The following is a 17969-nucleotide window of genomic DNA, read 5'->3' on the forward strand; positions in this document are numbered from 1 at the left end:
AAACCGCCTGGATCTACCGCTGCTTAGTGGTCCTTCTTCCAGGCGTCGGAATTGACCCAGTAGTCGAGGTTCTTCTGCAGGCGGCCGTCGATAGTGACCTGGTTGAGGAACAGGTTCATCCAGATCAACAGGTCCGGCTCGTCATAGCGCGTGGCGAAGGCAAGCGGCTCCTTCGACAAGAGGTCCGGCATGATGGTGAAGGTGCCGGCCGGGTAGGCGGTCGACTGGCCCTTGACCGCCGAGACGTCATTAACGCCGCAATCGGCCTGGCCGTTGTTGACGGCGTCGAGCAGCAGCGGACCGCCGCCCTTGTAGCTCTTGATGTCGGCATCGGGGAAGGCGGTCTTGGCTTCCTTCTCGCCGGTGGCGCCGAGCAGCACGGCGATCTTGGTGCCCTTGGCCTTGCAGTCCTCGGTGGTCTTGAACTTGCTGTCGGCCTTGGTGAAGACGGTGCTGCCCGTATACATGTAGGGCGTGGTGAAGGCGACCTTCATGCCGCGCGCCAGCGTCGGCGTCATGTCGGCGACCAGAAGGTCGGCCTTGCCCGACAGCAGCGCCGGGATCAGGCCGTCCCAGTCGAAGTCGAGGAAGGTGATCTTGACGCCCATCTCCTTGGCCATCAGTTCGGCGAGTTCAACCGAACTGCCGGTGCGTTCGCCATTGGCGCCGACCAGCGAGAAGGGGGGGCCTTGAGTCTGGACGGCGACGCGCAGTTCGCCGCGCTTGGTGATGTCGTCGAGTGCTCCGGCACTGGCTGCAGTGGTCAAGCCCGCGAGCGCAAGTCCGGCGATGAAAAGTCTGGCAATCTTCATGTGGCATTCCTCCCTGTTGTGGTTGTTGTTTTGCCCGCGGATTCCCTTGGGCTCCTTTTTGAACGGCGGGCGCCATTGCCGGCGGCGGCCACCGTTCGAAAATCTCTTGTCCTCAGTCCCAGGCCACCGTCTCGGCAACCTTGATGCCGCGCTTGGCCAACTCGTCGAAGAACGGTCCGTCGGGCACATGCAGCAGCGGGTTCAAAAGGCCCGGTGCGGTGATCTCGCGCCGCGCCAGCATCTGCGCCACGATGCTGGCGGGATAGCCGACGCCGAGGCTCATGCCGAACAGGCCCGAAGCCAGGTCGCGCTCGATGATCAGGTCCGACGTCACCGTCTTGGCGCGGCCGCCTTCGAGGCCGGAGAAGACATTGCGCATCACGCACAGGTCCTTCTCGCCGGGGCCATATTGCAATTGCGGTCCAAGCAGCCGGCCGAGGAATTCGCGCGGGCTGACAGCGGTGCCGGAAACCTTGTCCTCGGAGAGGAAGCCGAGCTCCTTCAGCGGCGCCCAGAACGCCGACCATCCGGGCCAGCGCAGCGTGTAGCGGCCCGAGCGGCGCAGCCCCTTGGCGGCGGAAAGCATCTCGACATAGTGCAGCGCATCGCCATTGGGGAAGGCTTCCAGCTTGCCCAGGCCGGCGACCTCGATCTCGTGGATGAAAGGACTGTCGTGCTGGCGGGCGGCCGGCACCGCGACGCGTTTCCCGTCCTCGATCATCACGCTGTCGCGGTTCTGGCTGACCAGGACCATGTCGAAGTTCCAGCTCACCTTGTAGCAAAGCGGCTTGGCCATCGCCTTCGGCTCGGGGATGCCGCCGCAATAGGAATCGATCGCGGTGATGGTGTCGAACTGCTTCGCGGCGCGCGCGTAGAGCACAAGGTCGATGCCGGGGTCGAGCCCGCATTCACTCATGATCGAGACCCCGGCCTGTTCGGCGGCGGGCGCTAGGTCGGCGATGGCCTTGCCGTAATTGGTGGTGACCAGCGGCGTGCGCGTGGCGATCGCGGCCTGGACCGCCTCGCGCATCAGCGGCTGCGGCAATAGGTCGATGACGGCGTCGACATCCGCCAGCACGCCGGCCACGGCCGGGCCGATCGCGCCCTCGGGCACGACGAAGCGCACGCGGGAAAGGTCGGTCAGGCCGCCAAGCCGGGCCGCACCATCAGGTGCCGTGTCGACGCAAACCACTTCATCGACACCGCTGGCGACGAGATCGGCGATCGCCGCCCGGCCTTGCAGGCCGAGGCCTCCGAGAACCGCGATCTTCATGCCGGCTCCTTGCGGTCGTCCGACCAGCAGCCTTCGGGCAGGCTGACCCATTTGTTGCAGGACGCCATGACAACGAAGGTCTCGCTGCGGACGACTTCACCCGGCTCGCCGGCGCCCGGGATCAGCTCGCTGGTGACGCGGTAGAGGTCGGCGACGTCACCGGCCACGGTCACGTCGACGATGATGTCGAAGCGCCCAGTGACCACCGAGGCCGAGTTGACGAAGGGCAGTTCGGAAATGCGTTGCGCCAGCTCGCGGGCCCGGCCGCGCCCCTGGGCATTGATGCCGACAATGGCCGAGATCAGCTCGGGGCGCTCGGTCAGGTTCAGCAGCCCGACGATCTTGAGCAGGTTGCGGTCGAGCAAATTGCGCAGCCGCGAGCGCACCGTCGGCACCGAAATCGCCAATATCTCGGCGATGCGGTTGATGCCCGGCTGCGCGTCCTGCGACAGCTGTTTGACCAGCCGCCGGTCAGTCAGATCGAGATGTTCCCGCAAAGGTCAGTCTTTCACAAAGAGAAAAAACATCGGCAATTTCTTTGCCTATATGCAAACAAGCTACGTCACGGATTTTCGAAAAGCAAGGCAATGATTCCACGCTGATGGGGATATGTCGGCGCCGCCCGCGCGCGGTTGTGGGCGCAGGCTCGGCTTCAGGCCAGCGCGGCGGCGAGCAATTTCGCCTGCGGCGTCAGCTCGTCGAAGCGGCGGGCGCAGAGGTTGAGCTGACGCGTCGCCCAGTCCTCGGTGAGCCGCAGGCTGCGCAGCGTGCGGGCTGAGCGGCGCGCGGCACTTTCCGGCACGATGGCGATGCCGGCGCCTTGCGCGACGAGCCGGCAGACATTGTCGAGGCCGGGCACGCGGATGCGAACATGCAGATGGCCGCCAAGACGGGCGGCCTGGCGCGTGATGTGCTCCTGCAGCGCATGTCCGGTGCTGAGACCGACGAAGGGCTCGCCGAGGATGTCGGCGAGGCCGGCGGCACGCAGGCCGGGCAGCCCTGGCCAGTTCCGCGCGGCGATCACCACCAGCCGATCGACGAAGAACGGTTTCTGCTCGAGATGCGCAAGGCCGGCCCAGGTCGCGGCGATGCCGAGGTCGGCGGCGCCGCTGGCCACCATTTCGGCGATCTCGTGGCTGGGGCGCTCGTCGAGGTCGATGTCGATGCGGGGATGCGCGGCAAGGAAGGCCGGCAGGGTGTCGCGCAGGAGTTCGGCCGTGGCGGCGGTGTTGGCGGCGAGCCGTACGCGGGCGCGCAGGCCTTCGGCATAGGCGCCGAGGTCGCCGGCCATCGCCTCGATCTGGTTCTGCACCGCCCTGGCATGGTGCAGCAGCGCCTGTCCGGCCGCCGTCGGCACCACGCCACGGCGGCGCCGTTCCAGAGCGGCGCGCCGAGGCGCTCCTCCATGCCCTTGATGCGGGCGCTGGCCGAGGCCAGCGCGAGCCCGGCAAGTTCGGCACCATGGGTGATGCTGCCGCGCTCGGCCACCAGAAGGAACAGCCGGAGATCGACCAGATCGAAGCGCATCTCTTGCTCCTGCTATCTCCATCAGCCTTCGTCCAGACCGAAGGCTGACACCGCAACTTCCACATTGTGGCCGGCCGGCATCTTCGTCAAACCATTTGCGATGGAGGTGTGCGATGCGCGAACGAGCATCTGGCCGGTCCGGCATTCTTGAAGGCACGGCGATCGTGCTGGCCGTCGCCGTGGCCTGTCTTGCGGTGGCGCGGGCGGAGCCCGGCCCGCGAGGATGCGCGATGGCGGCTACCGTCAGCCGTGACGCCGCGCTGGCAAACCCCAGTCCAGAGTCTGAAGCCACGGACATGCTGCTGGATGACTGATCCTGTCCTCAGGGTGCGATCATGCTGAGCGCCGGCGTCATCGCCTGGATCGGCGTCGTCTTCCTCGCTGCGGGTTTCGTCAAGGGCGTCGTCGGAATGGGCCTGCCGACCGTGGCGATGGGGCTGCTGGCGGTGACGATGCCGCCGGTTGAGGCCGCCGCCCTGCTGCTGATCCCGTCGGCGGTCACCAACCTGTGGCAATTGCTGACCGGCCCATCCTTCGGCGGCCTGTGCAAGCGGCTGTGGACGATGATGGCCGGTGTCGTGATCGGCACCGTTGCCGGCGCGGGCCTGCTCAGCGGCACGCATACGGGCGTGGCCTCCGCCGGGCTCGGCGTGGCGCTGGTGCTTTATGCCATCATCGGCCTCGCCGGGGCCTGCTTCACCACGCCGGCGCGCCATGAGGCCTGGCTGTCGCCGCTGGTCGGCATGGCGACCGGCCTGGTCACCGGCGCCACCGGCGTCTTCGTCATCCCGGCGGTGCCCTATCTGCAATCGCTGCGGCTGGACAGGGAAGACTTGATCCAAGCGCTTGGCCTGTCCTTCACCGTGTCGACGGCGGCTCTTGCCATCGGGTTGTTCTGGGAAGGCGCGTTGGCGTCGCCAACGGCGCAGTTGGCGGGGGCGATCGCGGCATTGGTGCCGACGCTGGCCGGCATGTTCATCGGCCAGGCGCTGCGCCAGAGGATGGGCGTCGAAACCTTCCGCATGGTGTTCCTTGCCGGGCTGCTGGCGCTGGGCCTCTATCTTTCGCTGGAGGCGCTGCGCTAAAGCTGGAAACAGCAATGAAAGGCATCGCATGAGCAGCGCGTTTCCGCAGATACACCTTGTCCGGCATGGCGAGACGGCGTGGAGCCTTTCGGGGCAGCACACCGGCCGTACCGACATAGCGCTGACGCCGGCCGGCGAGGCCGCGGCGCGGGGCGTCGCGGATCGCCTGAAAGGCCTGTCGTTCTCGGCCGTGTGGTCGAGCCCGTCGCAGCGCGCCTACACCACCAGCGTGCTCGCCGGCTTCGGCGCTGAAAGCGTCAGGAAGGACGATCTGCAGGAGTGGGACTACGGCGCTTATGAGGGGCTGACGACCAAGCAGATCCTGGCCGAGCGGCCGGGCTGGACCGTGTTCCGCGATGGCTGTCCGCAGGGCGAGACGGCGGCCGATGTCGGCGCCCGGGCGGACAGGATCATCGCGGAATTGCGCAAGGCGAATGCCGACATACTGGTGTTTTCCAGCGCGCATTTCCTGCGCGTGCTGGCGGCGCGCTGGGTCGGCCTGCCGCCCGAAGGCGGCGCCCTGTTGGTGCTCGATACGGCCAGCATCAGCGTGCTCGGCTACGAGCATGATCTGGCGGAGCCAGTCATTCGCAAGTGGAACCAGAAATAGGGCCAGCTCTGCCCGGGGCTGGCCAGTTCAATTCTATTTGTCGAACTTCCTGATCGCCTCGGCGGTGACGGGCGTGAAGAAATTGACCAGATTGCCGTCCGGGTCACGGAACAAAAGCGAGCGATTGCCCCAGGGCATGGTGGTCGGCTTCTGCACGGTTGCGTCCTTGATGACGTCCGACAGCCTGGCGAATTCCGCATCGACGTCGCCGACGCGGAATTCGATGATGGCGGTGTGGTTGTCGGCGGGGCGGGCGATGTCGCCGCCGAACAGCATCAAGGTGCGCGTGCTGCCGATCGCCAGCGTGCAGGCCGGCGTCACCAGTTCCGCGAAATCCTCCGTATACATCGTCACGGGCATGCCCGTGATCTCACCGTAGAAGCGCACGAGGCGCTGGACGTCTGACGTGATGATGCGGACGGAGACGAAATTCATTGCTTTGTTCCCTGATTGCCGGAGTCGCTGCCTGGCTTCCCAATCGATCTATAGGCCAGGCCTCCTGACAGGCTTCCGTCAGGAGATGAGTGCGACGGTCACTCTTTCGGTTCGGTCCCGAGCGGAATCATCGGTGGAGGGTGAGAGAGTTTTTCTGAGGCGAGGAGCAACCGGCCGCGCCAGTAGCTGACGTTCCGTGGCAACCCGCAGAAAATCGATTAATGGGGCCGACTCAGCTAAAGTAGCAATTTACCTCGAACGATAGAGATGCGCTTGGCTGATCCAGTGTTGTGCTCGGACTGTTTCAAAGATGAGGGCCTAAAATTTGAAGCAGCCAAGATAGGGCACCTCTTAGATTGTAAATGTCCGCACTGTGGCTCTGCGACGGGCAGCAAACTTCTGTACGACGATCTGGAGCAACTGATGTTCGAGTTCTTCTGGAACGGCAGTTTTTTTCGAGCAGATTTTGGAGGCGCACACAGGCTGGTTTCCAATCCAGACAGGTATGGGGAACGAGAGGTGGTGTTTCCTCTTTGGCTTGAAGCTGATGCCCACCTACTGGAAGACAAACTAAAGGTTGGCCTTTTTCACTATGGGCCGCCCCTCTGGCGAATCGGAGAAATAGAACCTTTAGTCGAGCTTCGCAGTAAGAGGACTCGTGGAGACGCAGTCAGGCAGATTATTTCTGCGTTTCCGCAGCGATCGCTATCGAGATCTACGAAATTCTACCGAATAAGAAAGAATCTATCGCCGGAACAGGAGGTCGATGGTCATCAATATGACGCGCCACCTTCTATCAGGAAAGTCTTTGGCCGTTTGGACAGTAAACGTCTTTCAGTTCTATATGGCTCGGAGGACCTTGAAATTTGTGTCCACGAGTGTCGGACCCTCATTCCGGACGAGTGTTTCGTAGCCACTATGCGTCCGACGACCGAACTACGAATGCTTGATCTATGTGCGGAGGTTGAAGAAGGCTTAGGAACAACTCCGTTCACAAGCCTAAGCTTAGCCATGCATTTTTTATTCTCTGCAGAATCTCATGGCTACGACTATACCCGGGCCATCGCCCGGGCTGCTCATAAGGAAGGCTATGATGGGATCTACTATCCATCTTACTTCAGCCTTGTGAAGCCAGAGCGGGTCGCAAATATCGCCCTGTTTGGCCATCCGGTCAGGCAGAAGAAGATCGAGATTACGAATATCAATCGCGCAATGCTCAAAGCTGCTTCCTATGACATTAGAATGGGTCCCATTTTTTCATGACTTGAAAGCTGGGGCGCTGAAAACGTTTCGATTTGGCTGTTCGTCTAGTGATACCAGCAGGCATTCACTCAATCGCCCACCAACACCAGCTCCTGCGGCGTCAAATGCCGCGCGGTGCCCTTGGCGAGGTCGCCGAGACGCAGGCGACCAATGGCGATGCGGATCAGGCGCTTGACCTCGATGTCCTGGGCGGCAAGCAGGCGGCGGATGTGGCGGTTGCGGCCCTCGTCGAGCACGATCTCCAGCCATGCGGTGCGGCCGCCGCTGCGCAGGAGTTCAATCGCGTTCGTGGTCAAGGTCTCGCCGTCGACAGTCACGCCAGCGCGCAGTGCCGCCAGCATGGCTTCGTCGGGCACGGTGCCGATCTGCACGTGATAGGTCTTGGGCAGATGCGAGGCCGGGTCCATCAGTCGGTTGGCGAAGCGGGTGTCGTTGGTCATCAAAAGCAGGCCTTCGCTCGCCTTGTCGAGGCGGCCGACCGGCGAGACGAAGGGCAGGTCGAGCCCTTCGAGGCAGGCATAGACGGTGTCGCGCTGCTGCGGGTCGTCGCGGGTGGTGACCAACCCGCGCGGCTTGTTGAGCATCAGGTAGACCTTGCGCTCGGCAACGACCTGCTCGCCGTCGACGACGATGCGGTCGCGGTTGAGGTCGACGCGCTGCGAGGCGTCGCGCACCACCTTGCCGCCGACGCGCACGCGGCCCTCCGCGATCAGCACCTCGGCCTGCGTGCGCGAGCACAGGCCAAGCTTCGACAGCGCGCGGTTGAGGCTGACGCCGGCCACGGGCTTGCCGCTGAGCGGCTTGCTGGTGGGCGGCCTGCCTCCGGGCTGGTTCTGGCGTGGTGTCATCTTTTTTCGGATCGGTCCTTTGACTCCGACAGATGCCATGGGTGGCGCGGGTATCGCAAGCGGCCGATGGCGCGAGCGCGAACGACGGCACAAGGGATCATCCGGCATAAGATTGCCCGTCACTCGCGGCGGTTCGTCCTTGTTCTTGATCAAGGTTTCGGCCCAGCCGCCCGGCTATCGTCGAGCCGGACGTCCGCAAATGAGGCTCGTCGGGCATCGATTGGAATTTAAGTTCCGGGATTTGCACGTTGATATTGTTGGTTTTCCTGGCGATCTCTGGCTTGCGGTCCTGTTATCACACTGAAACATAATCGCGGCACGGATGCTGTGCATCGGTGCCGCGAAGCATGCGGATGCTGAACTGGCCATGACTTCGGGTCGAAGCGGCCGCCAGGGGAAATAGACATGGCCGAGGTGCCGACAGATCCCTTTCCCGGCCTTTCAGAGGCCGAGGCGCAAGCCAGGCTTGCCGCCGAAGGCTACAACGAACTGCCGAGGTCCAACCAGCGCACGCCGTTGCGGATTGCCTTCGAGGTCATTCGCGAGCCGATGCTGGCGCTCCTGCTTGGCGGCGGCGTTGTCTATCTCATTCTGGGCAATCTGGAGGAGGCGCTGATCCTGCTGGCCTTTGCCACGATGTCGATCGGCATAACCATCATACAGGAGACACGCACCGAGCGTGTCCTGGAAGCGCTGCGTGACCTCACCAGCCCTCGCGCCCTGGTCATTCGCGGTGGTGAACGCAAGCGCATTGCCGGTCGCGAGGTTGTCCGGGGGGATCTCGTGGTGCTCGGCGAGGGTGACCGGGTGCCGGCCGATGCCAGGCTTCTCCAGAGCCAGGACCTGCAGAGCGACGAATCCCTGCTGACCGGCGAATCCGTGCCGGTCCGAAAGATCGCCGCCGACGGCGCCTCGCCACTGAGCGAACGCCGGCCAGGCGGCGACGACCTGCCTTTCATATTCTCGGGTTCGCTGATCGTTCGCGGCTCAGGCATTGGCGAAGTCCTGGCGACGGGTCCGCGAAGTGAAATCGGCAAGATAGGGCACTCGCTGAGTTCAATGGAGACCGAACCGCCGCGACTGCAGGCACAGATGCGGCGCGTCGTACGCGTTTTCGCACTGGTCGGCGGCGCGGTCAGCGTCGTCGCGGTCCTGCTTTACGGGCTTCTGCGGGGCGGATGGCTTGACGCCGTGCTGGCTGGCATCGCGCTCGGCATGTCCATGCTGCCGGAAGAGTTTCCCGTCGTGCTGACGATCTTCATGGCCATGGGTGCGTGGCGCATATCGCAGGCGCGCGTCCTGACCCGCAGGGCCGCCGCGATCGAAACGCTTGGCTCGGCGACGATCCTGTGCACCGACAAGACAGGCACGCTCACCGAGAACCGGATGACGATCGCCGAGCTTCGGACGGCGGATGGAAAGTCGTTTCGGATGGCGGACAGGCCGGGTACCGACCTGCCGGAGGCATTCGCCGATCTGGTCGAAACGGGTGTGCTTGCCAGCGCCCAGATTCCTTTCGACCCCATGGAGATCGCATTTCACAAACTCGGCAAGGAACGGCTGTCTGAGCACAGGGTTCTGGACAAAACGGATTGGCGACTGGTCCACGCATATCCGCTTCGACCCGGACTGCTGGCGATGTCGAATGTCTGGCAATCGATAGATGGCGACGGCAATTCGCTGGTTGCGGCAAAAGGTGCGCCAGAGGCGATCGGGGCGCTATGCCATCTGAACGCAAAGGAGTTCAAGGCCTTGAAGGGTTCGGTCGAGGCCATGGCGGCCGAGGGGTTGCGCGTGCTCGGCGTGGCCCGTGGGTCTCATCGCGGCACCGACCTGCCGGACACGCAACACGATTTCGAATTCGAATTTCTCGGGCTGGTCGGCCTGACGGATCCGCTGCGCGCGCGCGTTCCCGAAGCCGTGAGCGACTGCCGTTCCGCCGGCATCAGGGTGATGATGATCACCGGCGACTACCCGGCAACCGCCAAAATGATCGCGCGCCAGGCCGGCCTCGATGCGGAAAGCGTGGTGACCGGCAGCGAGATGCAAGCGCTCGGTGACGAGGAACTGGCGCGGCGCGTGAAAACCGCGACCGTGTTCGCGCGCATCATGCCCGAACAGAAACTTCGCATCGTCAACGCGCTGAAGTCGAGCGGTGAAATCGTCGCCATGACGGGCGACGGGGTCAATGACGCGCCGTCGCTCAAGGCAGCCAATATCGGGATCGCCATGGGTGGCCGTGGCACCGACGTCGCGCGCGAGGCGTCGTCGATCGTCCTGCTCGACGACGATTTCGGTTCAATCGTCAAGGCAATTCGGCTTGGCCGCCGCATCTTCGACAATCTGCGCAAGGCCATGGGGTTCATCTTCGCGGTCCACGTGCCGATCGCGGGCCTCTCGCTGTTGCCGTTGCTGTTTGGCCTGCCGATCCTGTTCGGGCCGATCCATATCGCCTTTCTGGAGATGGTGATCGACCCCGTGTGCTCGCTGGTCTTCGAGGCTGAAAGCGAAGAAGAGGATGTCATGCGCCGTCCGCCCCGCAATCCGGACTCGCCATTGTTCTCCGGGGCGCTGATCAGGTGGGGGCTGGTCCAGGGGACGCTCGCCTTCGCGCTTCTCGCGGGCATTTACCTTGTCGCCCTGAAACAGGGTATGGCCGAGAACGAAATCCGGGCCCTGACGTTCTTCTCGCTGGTGCTGACAATCGTGGGATTGATCTTTGTCAACCGCTCCTTCAGCGCATCGCTTCGGACCGCACTGATCAGGCCGAACCGATCGCTCATGATCGTTGTCGTGGCCGTCGCTTCAATGCTGGGCGGGACGCTCCTGTGGCCATCCGCCACCAATCTGTTCCGCTTCGGACCTCTGCATCTCGACGATCTGGCGGTGACGCTCGCGGCAGGGTTTGCCGTGCTGGCATGCCTGGAGTTGCTGAAGCCATTCTGGCGGGCGCAGCTAAAGGCCTGACAATGGCTCAGACCGCCGTGCCGACCAGCGCGCCGATGCCGGCGGTGAGCGCCATGGCGAAGGCGCCCCAGAAGGTGACGCGCAGCGTGGCGCGAAGAATGTTGGCGCCGCCCGCTTTGGCGCCGATGGCGCCCAGCAGAGCGAGGAAGAGCAGGGACGCCACCGAGACCGCCAGCACCAGCATCGAGGCCGGCGACACCAGCACCATGAGCAGCGGCATCGCAGCACCGACGCTGAAGGTCGCCGCCGAGGTCAGCGCCGCCTGGATCGGCCGCGCCGTGGTCATTTCGGAAATGCCGAGTTCATCATGGGCGTGCGCGGCCAGCGCATCCTTGGCCATCAGCTGATCGGCGACCTGGCGCGCCAGGCCCGTCTCCAGCCCGCGCTTGACGTAGATCTGCGCCAGTTCCTCGCGCTCGAATTCGGGTTGGGTCCTGAGTTCCTCGCGTTCGCGGGTAAGGTCGGCATTCTCGGTGTCCGACTGGGAGCTGACCGAGACATATTCGCCGGCCGCCATCGACATGGCGCCCGCCACCAGGCCGGCTATGCCGGCGACCAGGACCTGCGACGTCGGCGCGGCGGCCGACGCCACGCCGACGATCAGGCTGGCGGTCGAGACGATGCCGTCATTGGCCCCCAGCACGGCGGCGCGCAGCCAGCCGATGCGCGACACCAGATGGTTTTCGACATGCAGGCGGCTCATGCTTTTCTCCTGATCGTGCCTTCGAGTTTCGTGGCGGCGGCGACTGTATTGGAAATCGTGCCGTACTTGCGGACGTTCTTGTGCAGCAGCTCCAGCCGCTGGTCGGTTTCATCGGTGTCGACGACAAGCTCGTAGTCGATGGAAGCAATCCCCGGCGGGCTGTCGCGCCGAACCGCATGCAATGCGACCCTAACACCGCGCAGCTTGAAACCAAGCATCGGGGTGACGCGCTCGATGCTCTTGATCATGCAGGCGGCGATCGCCGCCAGAAGCAGTTCCGCTGGATTGAAGGCATCGGCCCGGCCCTCGAGACAGGTGTCGAGAACGAGCGTGGCGTTCTTGGTGGTGGCCACGCTGCCTCGTGCATCGGTCCGTCTGGCTTCAACGCTGTATTCGAACATGGTGCCACCTGCTTCGCCGCCTGGCAGGCGCCGTTTTGGCGCTTCTAGCCTCTTTTCAGGAGCCCGGTGTTGATCCAGGTCAGAAATCTGATCGACATCTTGAAATGTCGGGTTGGCTTGGCCGCAGTCCCTATCGAACAATCAGCATGGGGCACGGTGCTGAAGGAACAGCACCTTGGTTGCCTGGCCGACAGCAGCATCCTTGCGGGCCCCCATGACATCCGCGGCACTTGGCAGTTGCTGGTTGTCAGTCAGGTCGTTTGCGTCCGGTAACCATTGCCCTCGCGAGGTTCTCGTGATGCACGAAGCTTGCCAGGATTACGCCGAGAACGTGGAAGACAATCAAGCCAAGCGTTATGCTGGCAATCACTTCGTGGGACTCACTGAAGGCACTCCTGCCTCCGCGTTCTCCGACCTGATTCTCGTCGTCTTCGACGGTCTGCGCTCCCCCGATGGAAGATGTCTGCGCATACAGTGGAGCCAACGGCCCGGCAGCGTCTTCTTCAGCGTACCGGACAAGCCCGGTCACCACCGTCGCAGCCAGGAAAGCCAAAAGCGCGATCACCATTGCGCCGCCGGCGGGGCTATGCCCGACGTAGCGCTTTGCACGCGCACGCACGAGGTCCCAGAGGTAGCGGGTGGCCGCTACCGGACCGGTGGTGAAGTCAGAAAACCGCGCATGGCGCGGCCCGACAAATCCCCACACGATACGGGCGAAGACCAGCGCTCCGACAATGTAGCCCGCCCACACGTGGACGATCTTTGCGTCTTCCGTAAGGTATGCAACGAAAAATCCGACGGCGACCGTCCAGTGAGCTATGCGAACAAAAGGATCCCAGACCTGTACGTCGGAGGAAGCTCGAGCGTCCATACCATCAACTCCTTGCTGAGGGTCCATCAGAAACAGGCAAGTCGGCTTCCCGTGCCTTGACCTGGATCAAAGCGCTGCAGCTGTTCACCCGATGGACCAATGATCCTGACGCTTACCGCAGCAGGCTGACGATGTTGGGCATTTGGGGTATCGAGGCCGATCTGCAGCACCGCATTGCCATGGCAAGCCGCTCAGGGCGATTTCACAGGTTCCTGTAATCTTCGCCCGCTCTCGCTGCGCACCGACAGACCACGCTTTCATTGACACAGGTCAAGTTCGCAACCGGTGCCCGTGCTAAAAGTCCAAAATTTGGAGGAGAAATCAATGCTCTCGCGTCGTCGTGCTCTCATCGCGTTGCTGGGCGTCTCCGTGGGATGGGCGTCGGCGATCGGTTTGACTCAGTCCCAGGCAGCGCCTGCTGTGTCCGATGTTGAAATCAGGCAATCGATCATATCGGCGACTGGCCATGCCGGGAACGCCATCGAGGTCGCAACCAACGCGATCCAGGTCGCTGTGGCTGTTGTGAACAGCGACCTGAATGGCCCACTGATTACGCATCGCGATCGAGAGGCGGACGCGGCGAAGATCGTCGAAGCAATAATTGCTGTTCTCAAGGGCAGCCCTGCCTATGACAAATTGCTGGCAATTCACATCGACTACGTCTCGCGTGAGCCGCAGGCAGATCATTCACACGTGGTAGACGGTGTCGACTATCGCCGAAATCTGAGCGGAAGCTTCGATTTACATAAAACATAGAGATGGACGGCACATCGGTTGACCGTCGAACAGCACGTTTACTGGAGCTTGACCTCGCTCCCCTCGGCAAGGCTGGCAGGTGGATAGACGACGACGATCTCGCCAGGGCGCACGCCCTGCGCCACGGCTGCAACGCGTGCTGAAAGCCGCGCAACTTCAATCTCTCGGAGATGAACGCGGCCTGCCTCGACAACGAAGACGCTCCAGGCATCGCCGCGCCGGAACAGGGCTCCGATCGGCACGACGATTGCCTGGTCGTTCTCGTCGACCACGATCTTGACCTCGACGCGGTAGCCATCTCCCAGGCTGGCCCACGTCTCTCGTGGCGAGGTTATGTCGACGACCACCCAGACGCGCTGCTCCTCGACGCCGAGCGCGGAGACTTTGGTGAAGCCGGAGGGCTCGACGCGCCGCACGGCCCCATGCAAATCCGTGGGGCCGCCCCAGCGCTCGATGATCACTTTGTCGCCCTCCCTTATCCGGGCGGCATCGGTCGTCAAAACGTCGACGGCAATTTCGAGATCGCCAGGATCACCCAATTCGAGCAGCGGGGCTGCCTGCGCGACAATGGTCTCGCTCTCCTGCATGACCCTGAGAACGCGGCCGTCGATGGGGGAGGATACCGGGAAACTCTCGCTGACCTCGGAATTGTCGGCGGAGTTCAGTGCCGCGCGCGCCTGTTCCAGAAGATGCGTGGCCGCGTGCCAGCGCCGCTCGGCGGCATCGGTTTGCCGCTGCGTGGAGCGGAACAGGAATTCCTCACGCTCCAGCTGAGCCGCGGCCGCCACGTTGCGCTTGACGAGCTCCCTGGTGCGTTCGAGATCCGCACTGGCTTGAGCCAGCAGCACCTTGGCCTGCTCGTGAAGCGATGCCGTCTCCTCGACTGCCGCCTCGGCGGCACCGACCTGGGCCTCGAGTTCCAGCCGCACGCGGGGGTCGAGAAGCGGCGAAACTGGCGGCGTAATGGTCGCCAGCTTCTGTCCCGTCCGCACGGTATCGCCGGCCTTGAGTGTCAACCTCTGGATACGCCCGGACAAAGGCGCCGACACCAGGTAGCGATCCCGCACGCGCGTGCGGCCGTCCTCTTCCACCGTGTCCTGGAAGCGCGAGGTCACCACCTCGGCGGTTTCGACAAGGGTCGGCTGCGGCATCAGGAGCCACAGGAAGCCCAATGCCGCAAGCGCCAGCACCAGTGCGCCCGCGATCGAAGTTGTTCGACGCTTCATGTTCAGTCCCTCGTCTTCAGGACAGCCACGAGATCGAGCCTGTCGATCCTGCGGCGGATTGTGATGAAACTGGCAATTGCCGCGCCGATGACCAGGAGCGCGGCGATGGCATAACTGCTCCGATCGATCACAGCGGGGATCTGAAACGACTCGCTCGCACGCGCCGACGCGATCAACTCGATCAGGTACCGACCGATCAGGAGCCCGGCGGGGATAGCCACAATCAGCTCCACGACAAGCTCGCTGATAATGACGGCGGATACCTCACGCCGCGTCAGTCCGATGATGCGCAGGCTGGCCAATTCCCAGGCGCGCTCCTGCAGGGCGATGCGGGCACTGTTATAGACCACGCCTAAGGCGATCAGCATTCCAAACCCTGAGAGGACCAGCGCGCCGATAACCACCATTCCGCCGATCGTTTCGTTGAACAACGCAAACCACAGGGCCTTGACCGAGCTTCCCTCGATCTTCGGCATTGACCTTATCCTCGACCAGAGCCGTTCAGATTGACCCGGATCGATCCTGAAGGTCGCGAGATTCGCAACGGAACCCTCCCGCATCAGACGATTGAGTGCGGTGCGCTCCATCGTCACCGACGCCCCCAAAATATCGTCCGAAATCCTGCGGACGGTGACTTCTCTCATGGCTCGGCTCCCTTCGAGAACCTCCATCGTGACACTGTCACCGGCCTCGAGGTCGAGCTGCCTCGCGATCGTCCGGCTGAGCATGATGCCATCGGCGGGTACGGCAATCGGCCGTAGCGCGCTGTCTCTCAGCACCTTGAGCTCGGAACCGGAATCCAGACCAGTCGCCGAGGTGCGATAGGCGCGATGCCCAGCTCGCAATGTGATCGGCACGACACGCTGGACTTCAGCCTCGAGCACGCCAGGTATCGCCCGCAATTCGTAGAGCGCATCCGCCGAGACCGGTTCCGTGAAGGTAACAAAGGCGTCACCGCGCTCGATGCGTCCAAAACTTACATCGATCATGTAGTCGATGGCGTCGAACCAGTAGAGCCCGAACAGAATGAGCGGAATGGCCAGCGCGATCCCGACGGTCGTCAACAGCGTCCTCACGGGCCGTCCGAGGATCGTGCGCGCCGCTATCACGTACTGGAGCGGAATTCGCTGGCTGCCAATCGTCTGCAGCCAGCTGAATGTGTGCAACGCGGGGGGCGTCTCGGGGCGCATGGCTTCGGCGGGGGTAAGCATGGCAATCCGGTATACCGCCGATGCCGCGGCAAGGTTCGCCGCGCCGACGCTGACAAGGGTCGCCGCGACGAGCAGCCATGGCTCCAGTTGCGCCTCCAGCGATGGAAACCGGAAGAAAGCGGCATAGCTCCCGACGACCCCAATCGCGAACCAGCGCCCCACGACCAGACCTATCGCCGATCCCAGCAACGCGATGGCGGTGACCAGCTTGAAGTAGTGGAAGGCGATGGTGCGGTTCGCAAACCCCAACGCCTTCAGCGAAGCGATCTGACCCCGTTGTGCTTCCACCATCCTGCCGATAACGACGTTGAGCAGGAACGCCGCGATGCCGAAGAAGACCGACGGCATGACGATGCTCAGTGTCTCCTGCTCCGCCAGTTCATCCTTGAGAAAGCGGTGCGACGGCTGATCGCTCCGGCCATAGGCTCCGGTGCCGCCGTATGGAGCCAGCAAACGATCGACCTCTTCGAGGACATGCTGCGGCCCTGCGCCCGGCGCCAGGGTCATCAGCGCATCATTGAAGGCGCCTTTCATGTCGAAAGCGCTTGCCACCGCATCCTCGCTTGCCCACACCACCACGAAATTCCGATCGTCCGGAAGCGGCACCGCGGCGCGCGTGGCAAAGATGAATTCGGGTGACAGGGCGGTGCCCACGACGCGGAAGCCTTGCAGCCGTCCGTTGAGCACCACCTCCATGGTTTCTCCGTTCCGCACGGAGCGTGCCTCGGCATAGGCCGCGTTGATGATGACTTCTTCCGGATGCAGCGGATCAGGCCAGCGTCCCTGCACGAGATGCAGGCGGTTGAGCAACGGCTGGCCCGCGGCCGGGAGCGAGATGACGCGCCCCGAGATCGGGAGGTTGGTGTCCTCGCGGATCACGCGCACTGGCTCGGCGACGCGCGGCTCCACGATGCCAATGCCGTTGATTTCGCGCAGCCGATCGACGATCGAGAGCGGCGCGCGCGTCATGCCCACGAAGATGTCGGCGAAACGTTCGTTGCGGTAGTGTGCCTCCATGGCGCCGATCAGCGCCTGGTAGTTCGACACCGACATGACGAAGACGGCCACGCCGGCCGCGACGAGCAGCGCGATGCTGAGGACCTGAAGCCGCATCGACCAGAGATCGCGCGCCACCTTGATGTCCAGGACGTTCACCATGTCACATCCTCGGCCCGGATGCGCCGCGGATTCGGTTCTTCCTTGACGATGCGCCCGCCGCTCAGCCGCAACACGCGATGAGCCATCCCCGCGATTGCCGAGTTGTGGGTGATCACGGCGGTCGTCGTGTTCAGCTCCGCATTGACCTTGGCGATTGCCGCCAGAACCAGCCTGCCGGTGTCGACGTCGAGCGCGCCGGTCGGCTCGTCGCAGAGCAGGATATCCGGCCGTTTCACGATTGCGCGTGCCACCGCGACGCGCTGCTGTTCTCCACCGGAGAGTTGTGAAGGAAAGTGACCGGCGCGATGCGACAGTCCGACGAGTTCGAGCGCTTCGGCTGGTCTCATCGGATTGCTGGCGATTTGCGCGACCAGCCGCACGTTCTCCTCGACAGTGAGGCTCGGTATCAGGTTGTAGAATTGAAACACGAAGCCGACATGCTCGCGCCTGTATGTCGTGAGCTGTTCGTCGCTGGCTCCGGTCAGTTCGTGATCTCGCCAGGTCGCCGTGCCTGACGTTGGCGCGTCCAATCCGCCGAGGATGTTGAGCAGGGTCGATTTGCCCGAGCCGGAAGGGCCAAGAAGCACGATGAATTCGCCTTGTTGGATATCGAGGTCGATGTCCTTCAGCGCCACGACACGTGAATCGCCCGCGCCATAGACCTTGGTCAATCCCCGGGCCACGAATACCGGGGCCAGAGGTTGCATGACTGAACTCTCTACGTCTCGTCCCTGGACTGTCATGCGGACTCCGGTTGCGGCCCACGCCGAACAGGTCCTACAGCCTGGACGGCCTGATCACCTTGACTCTTGTCAAAATCGGA

Annotated in this window: 17 protein-coding genes and 1 pseudogene; 6 read left to right on the forward strand and 12 right to left on the reverse strand. The window is 63.4% G+C overall.

Annotated features, from left to right (window positions below):
• Positions 1 to 23 precede the first annotated feature (23 nt).
• The 4 genes and pseudogenes from AC56QQ_RS12160 to AC56QQ_RS12175 form a co-directional block, all read right to left on the reverse strand.
• Positions 24 to 812, reverse strand: a complete 789-nt coding sequence (locus AC56QQ_RS12160; protein ID WP_497127363.1) for an ABC transporter substrate-binding protein — start codon at positions 810 to 812, stop codon at positions 24 to 26.
• A gap of 112 nt (positions 813 to 924) precedes the next feature.
• On the reverse strand, positions 925 to 2085 hold the full coding sequence (locus AC56QQ_RS12165) for a saccharopine dehydrogenase family protein (protein WP_497127366.1): 1161 nt from the start codon (positions 2083 to 2085) through the stop codon (positions 925 to 927).
• Positions 2082 to 2582, reverse strand: a complete 501-nt coding sequence (locus AC56QQ_RS12170) for an Lrp/AsnC family transcriptional regulator (RefSeq protein ID WP_013530560.1) — start codon at positions 2580 to 2582, stop codon at positions 2082 to 2084. The genes AC56QQ_RS12165 and AC56QQ_RS12170 overlap by 4 nt, the downstream gene beginning before the upstream one ends.
• A gap of 155 nt (positions 2583 to 2737) precedes the next feature.
• Positions 2738 to 3573: pseudogene (locus AC56QQ_RS12175) on the reverse strand (LysR substrate-binding domain-containing protein).
• Positions 3574 to 3725: 152 nt separating this feature from the next.
• On the opposite strand from AC56QQ_RS12175, the gene AC56QQ_RS12180 reads away from it, so the two are divergent.
• From AC56QQ_RS12180 to AC56QQ_RS12190, 3 genes are read left to right on the forward strand one after another with little or no spacing between them, the layout of a single operon-like run.
• The gene (locus AC56QQ_RS12180; protein ID WP_497127369.1) at positions 3726 to 3926 is read left to right on the forward strand and encodes a hypothetical protein; all 201 of its coding nucleotides are present in this window, start codon (positions 3726 to 3728) and stop codon (positions 3924 to 3926) included.
• A 21-nt stretch (positions 3927 to 3947) separates the two neighbouring features.
• Entirely contained in the window at positions 3948 to 4697 is a 750-nt protein-coding gene (locus AC56QQ_RS12185) for a sulfite exporter TauE/SafE family protein (RefSeq protein WP_497127372.1), read from the forward strand.
• A gap of 28 nt (positions 4698 to 4725) precedes the next feature.
• Positions 4726 to 5307, forward strand: coding sequence for a histidine phosphatase family protein (locus AC56QQ_RS12190; protein ID WP_497127374.1), 582 nt, complete (start codon positions 4726 to 4728; stop codon positions 5305 to 5307).
• A 33-nt stretch (positions 5308 to 5340) separates the two neighbouring features.
• Here AC56QQ_RS12190 and AC56QQ_RS12195 read toward each other — a convergent pair whose 3' ends face one another.
• Entirely contained in the window at positions 5341 to 5742 is a 402-nt protein-coding gene (locus AC56QQ_RS12195; RefSeq protein WP_497127377.1) for a VOC family protein, read from the reverse strand.
• Between the two features lie 423 nt (positions 5743 to 6165).
• Between AC56QQ_RS12195 and AC56QQ_RS12200 the strand changes: the two genes are divergently transcribed.
• Entirely contained in the window at positions 6166 to 7005 is an 840-nt protein-coding gene (locus AC56QQ_RS12200; RefSeq protein WP_497127380.1) for an RES family NAD+ phosphorylase, read from the forward strand.
• 68 nt (positions 7006 to 7073) lie between these two features.
• On the opposite strand, the gene AC56QQ_RS12205 is transcribed toward AC56QQ_RS12200, so the two are convergent.
• Positions 7074 to 7853: a pseudouridine synthase gene (locus AC56QQ_RS12205; protein ID WP_497127383.1), complete on the reverse strand. Its 780-nt coding sequence runs from the start codon at positions 7851 to 7853 to the stop codon at positions 7074 to 7076.
• Positions 7854 to 8258: 405 nt separating this feature from the next.
• On the opposite strand from AC56QQ_RS12205, the gene AC56QQ_RS12210 reads away from it, so the two are divergent.
• Positions 8259 to 10820 carry a cation-translocating P-type ATPase gene (locus AC56QQ_RS12210; protein ID WP_497127386.1) on the forward strand — a complete coding sequence of 854 codons (2562 nt, stop codon included), beginning with the start codon at positions 8259 to 8261 and terminating at the stop codon, positions 10818 to 10820.
• A 7-nt stretch (positions 10821 to 10827) separates the two neighbouring features.
• On the opposite strand, the gene AC56QQ_RS12215 is transcribed toward AC56QQ_RS12210, so the two are convergent.
• The 3 genes from AC56QQ_RS12215 to AC56QQ_RS12225 form a co-directional block, all read right to left on the reverse strand.
• The gene (locus AC56QQ_RS12215; RefSeq protein ID WP_497127388.1) at positions 10828 to 11523 is read right to left on the reverse strand and encodes a VIT1/CCC1 transporter family protein; all 696 of its coding nucleotides are present in this window, start codon (positions 11521 to 11523) and stop codon (positions 10828 to 10830) included.
• Complete coding sequence (locus AC56QQ_RS12220; RefSeq protein WP_497127390.1) at positions 11520 to 12065, reverse strand: OsmC family protein; 546 nt, start codon at positions 12063 to 12065, stop codon at positions 11520 to 11522. The genes AC56QQ_RS12215 and AC56QQ_RS12220 overlap by 4 nt, the downstream gene beginning before the upstream one ends.
• 106 nt (positions 12066 to 12171) lie before the next feature.
• Positions 12172 to 12795 (reverse strand): cytochrome b/b6 domain-containing protein, encoded by a 624-nt coding sequence (locus AC56QQ_RS12225; protein WP_497127393.1) that lies wholly within the window; start codon positions 12793 to 12795, stop codon positions 12172 to 12174.
• Positions 12796 to 13119: 324 nt separating this feature from the next.
• On the opposite strand from AC56QQ_RS12225, the gene AC56QQ_RS12230 reads away from it, so the two are divergent.
• A complete protein-coding gene (locus AC56QQ_RS12230) occupies positions 13120 to 13551 on the forward strand; it encodes a hypothetical protein (protein WP_489862492.1) in 432 nt (143 codons plus the stop codon).
• Between the two features lie 38 nt (positions 13552 to 13589).
• On the opposite strand, the gene AC56QQ_RS12235 is transcribed toward AC56QQ_RS12230, so the two are convergent.
• The 3 genes from AC56QQ_RS12235 to AC56QQ_RS12245 are packed head-to-tail and all read right to left on the reverse strand — an operon-like array spanning position 13590 to position 17853.
• On the reverse strand, positions 13590 to 14777 hold the full coding sequence (locus tag AC56QQ_RS12235; protein WP_497127396.1) for an efflux RND transporter periplasmic adaptor subunit: 1188 nt from the start codon (positions 14775 to 14777) through the stop codon (positions 13590 to 13592).
• Between the two features lie 2 nt (positions 14778 to 14779).
• The gene (locus tag AC56QQ_RS12240; RefSeq protein WP_497127399.1) at positions 14780 to 17146 is read right to left on the reverse strand and encodes an ABC transporter permease; all 2367 of its coding nucleotides are present in this window, start codon (positions 17144 to 17146) and stop codon (positions 14780 to 14782) included.
• Positions 17140 to 17853: an ABC transporter ATP-binding protein gene (locus AC56QQ_RS12245; protein ID WP_497127402.1), complete on the reverse strand. Its 714-nt coding sequence runs from the start codon at positions 17851 to 17853 to the stop codon at positions 17140 to 17142. Before AC56QQ_RS12245 ends, AC56QQ_RS12240 begins: the two co-directional genes overlap by 7 nt.
• Between the last annotated feature and the right edge of the window lie 116 nt (positions 17854 to 17969).

The organism is Mesorhizobium sp. RCAM 05099, assembly GCF_059683685.1.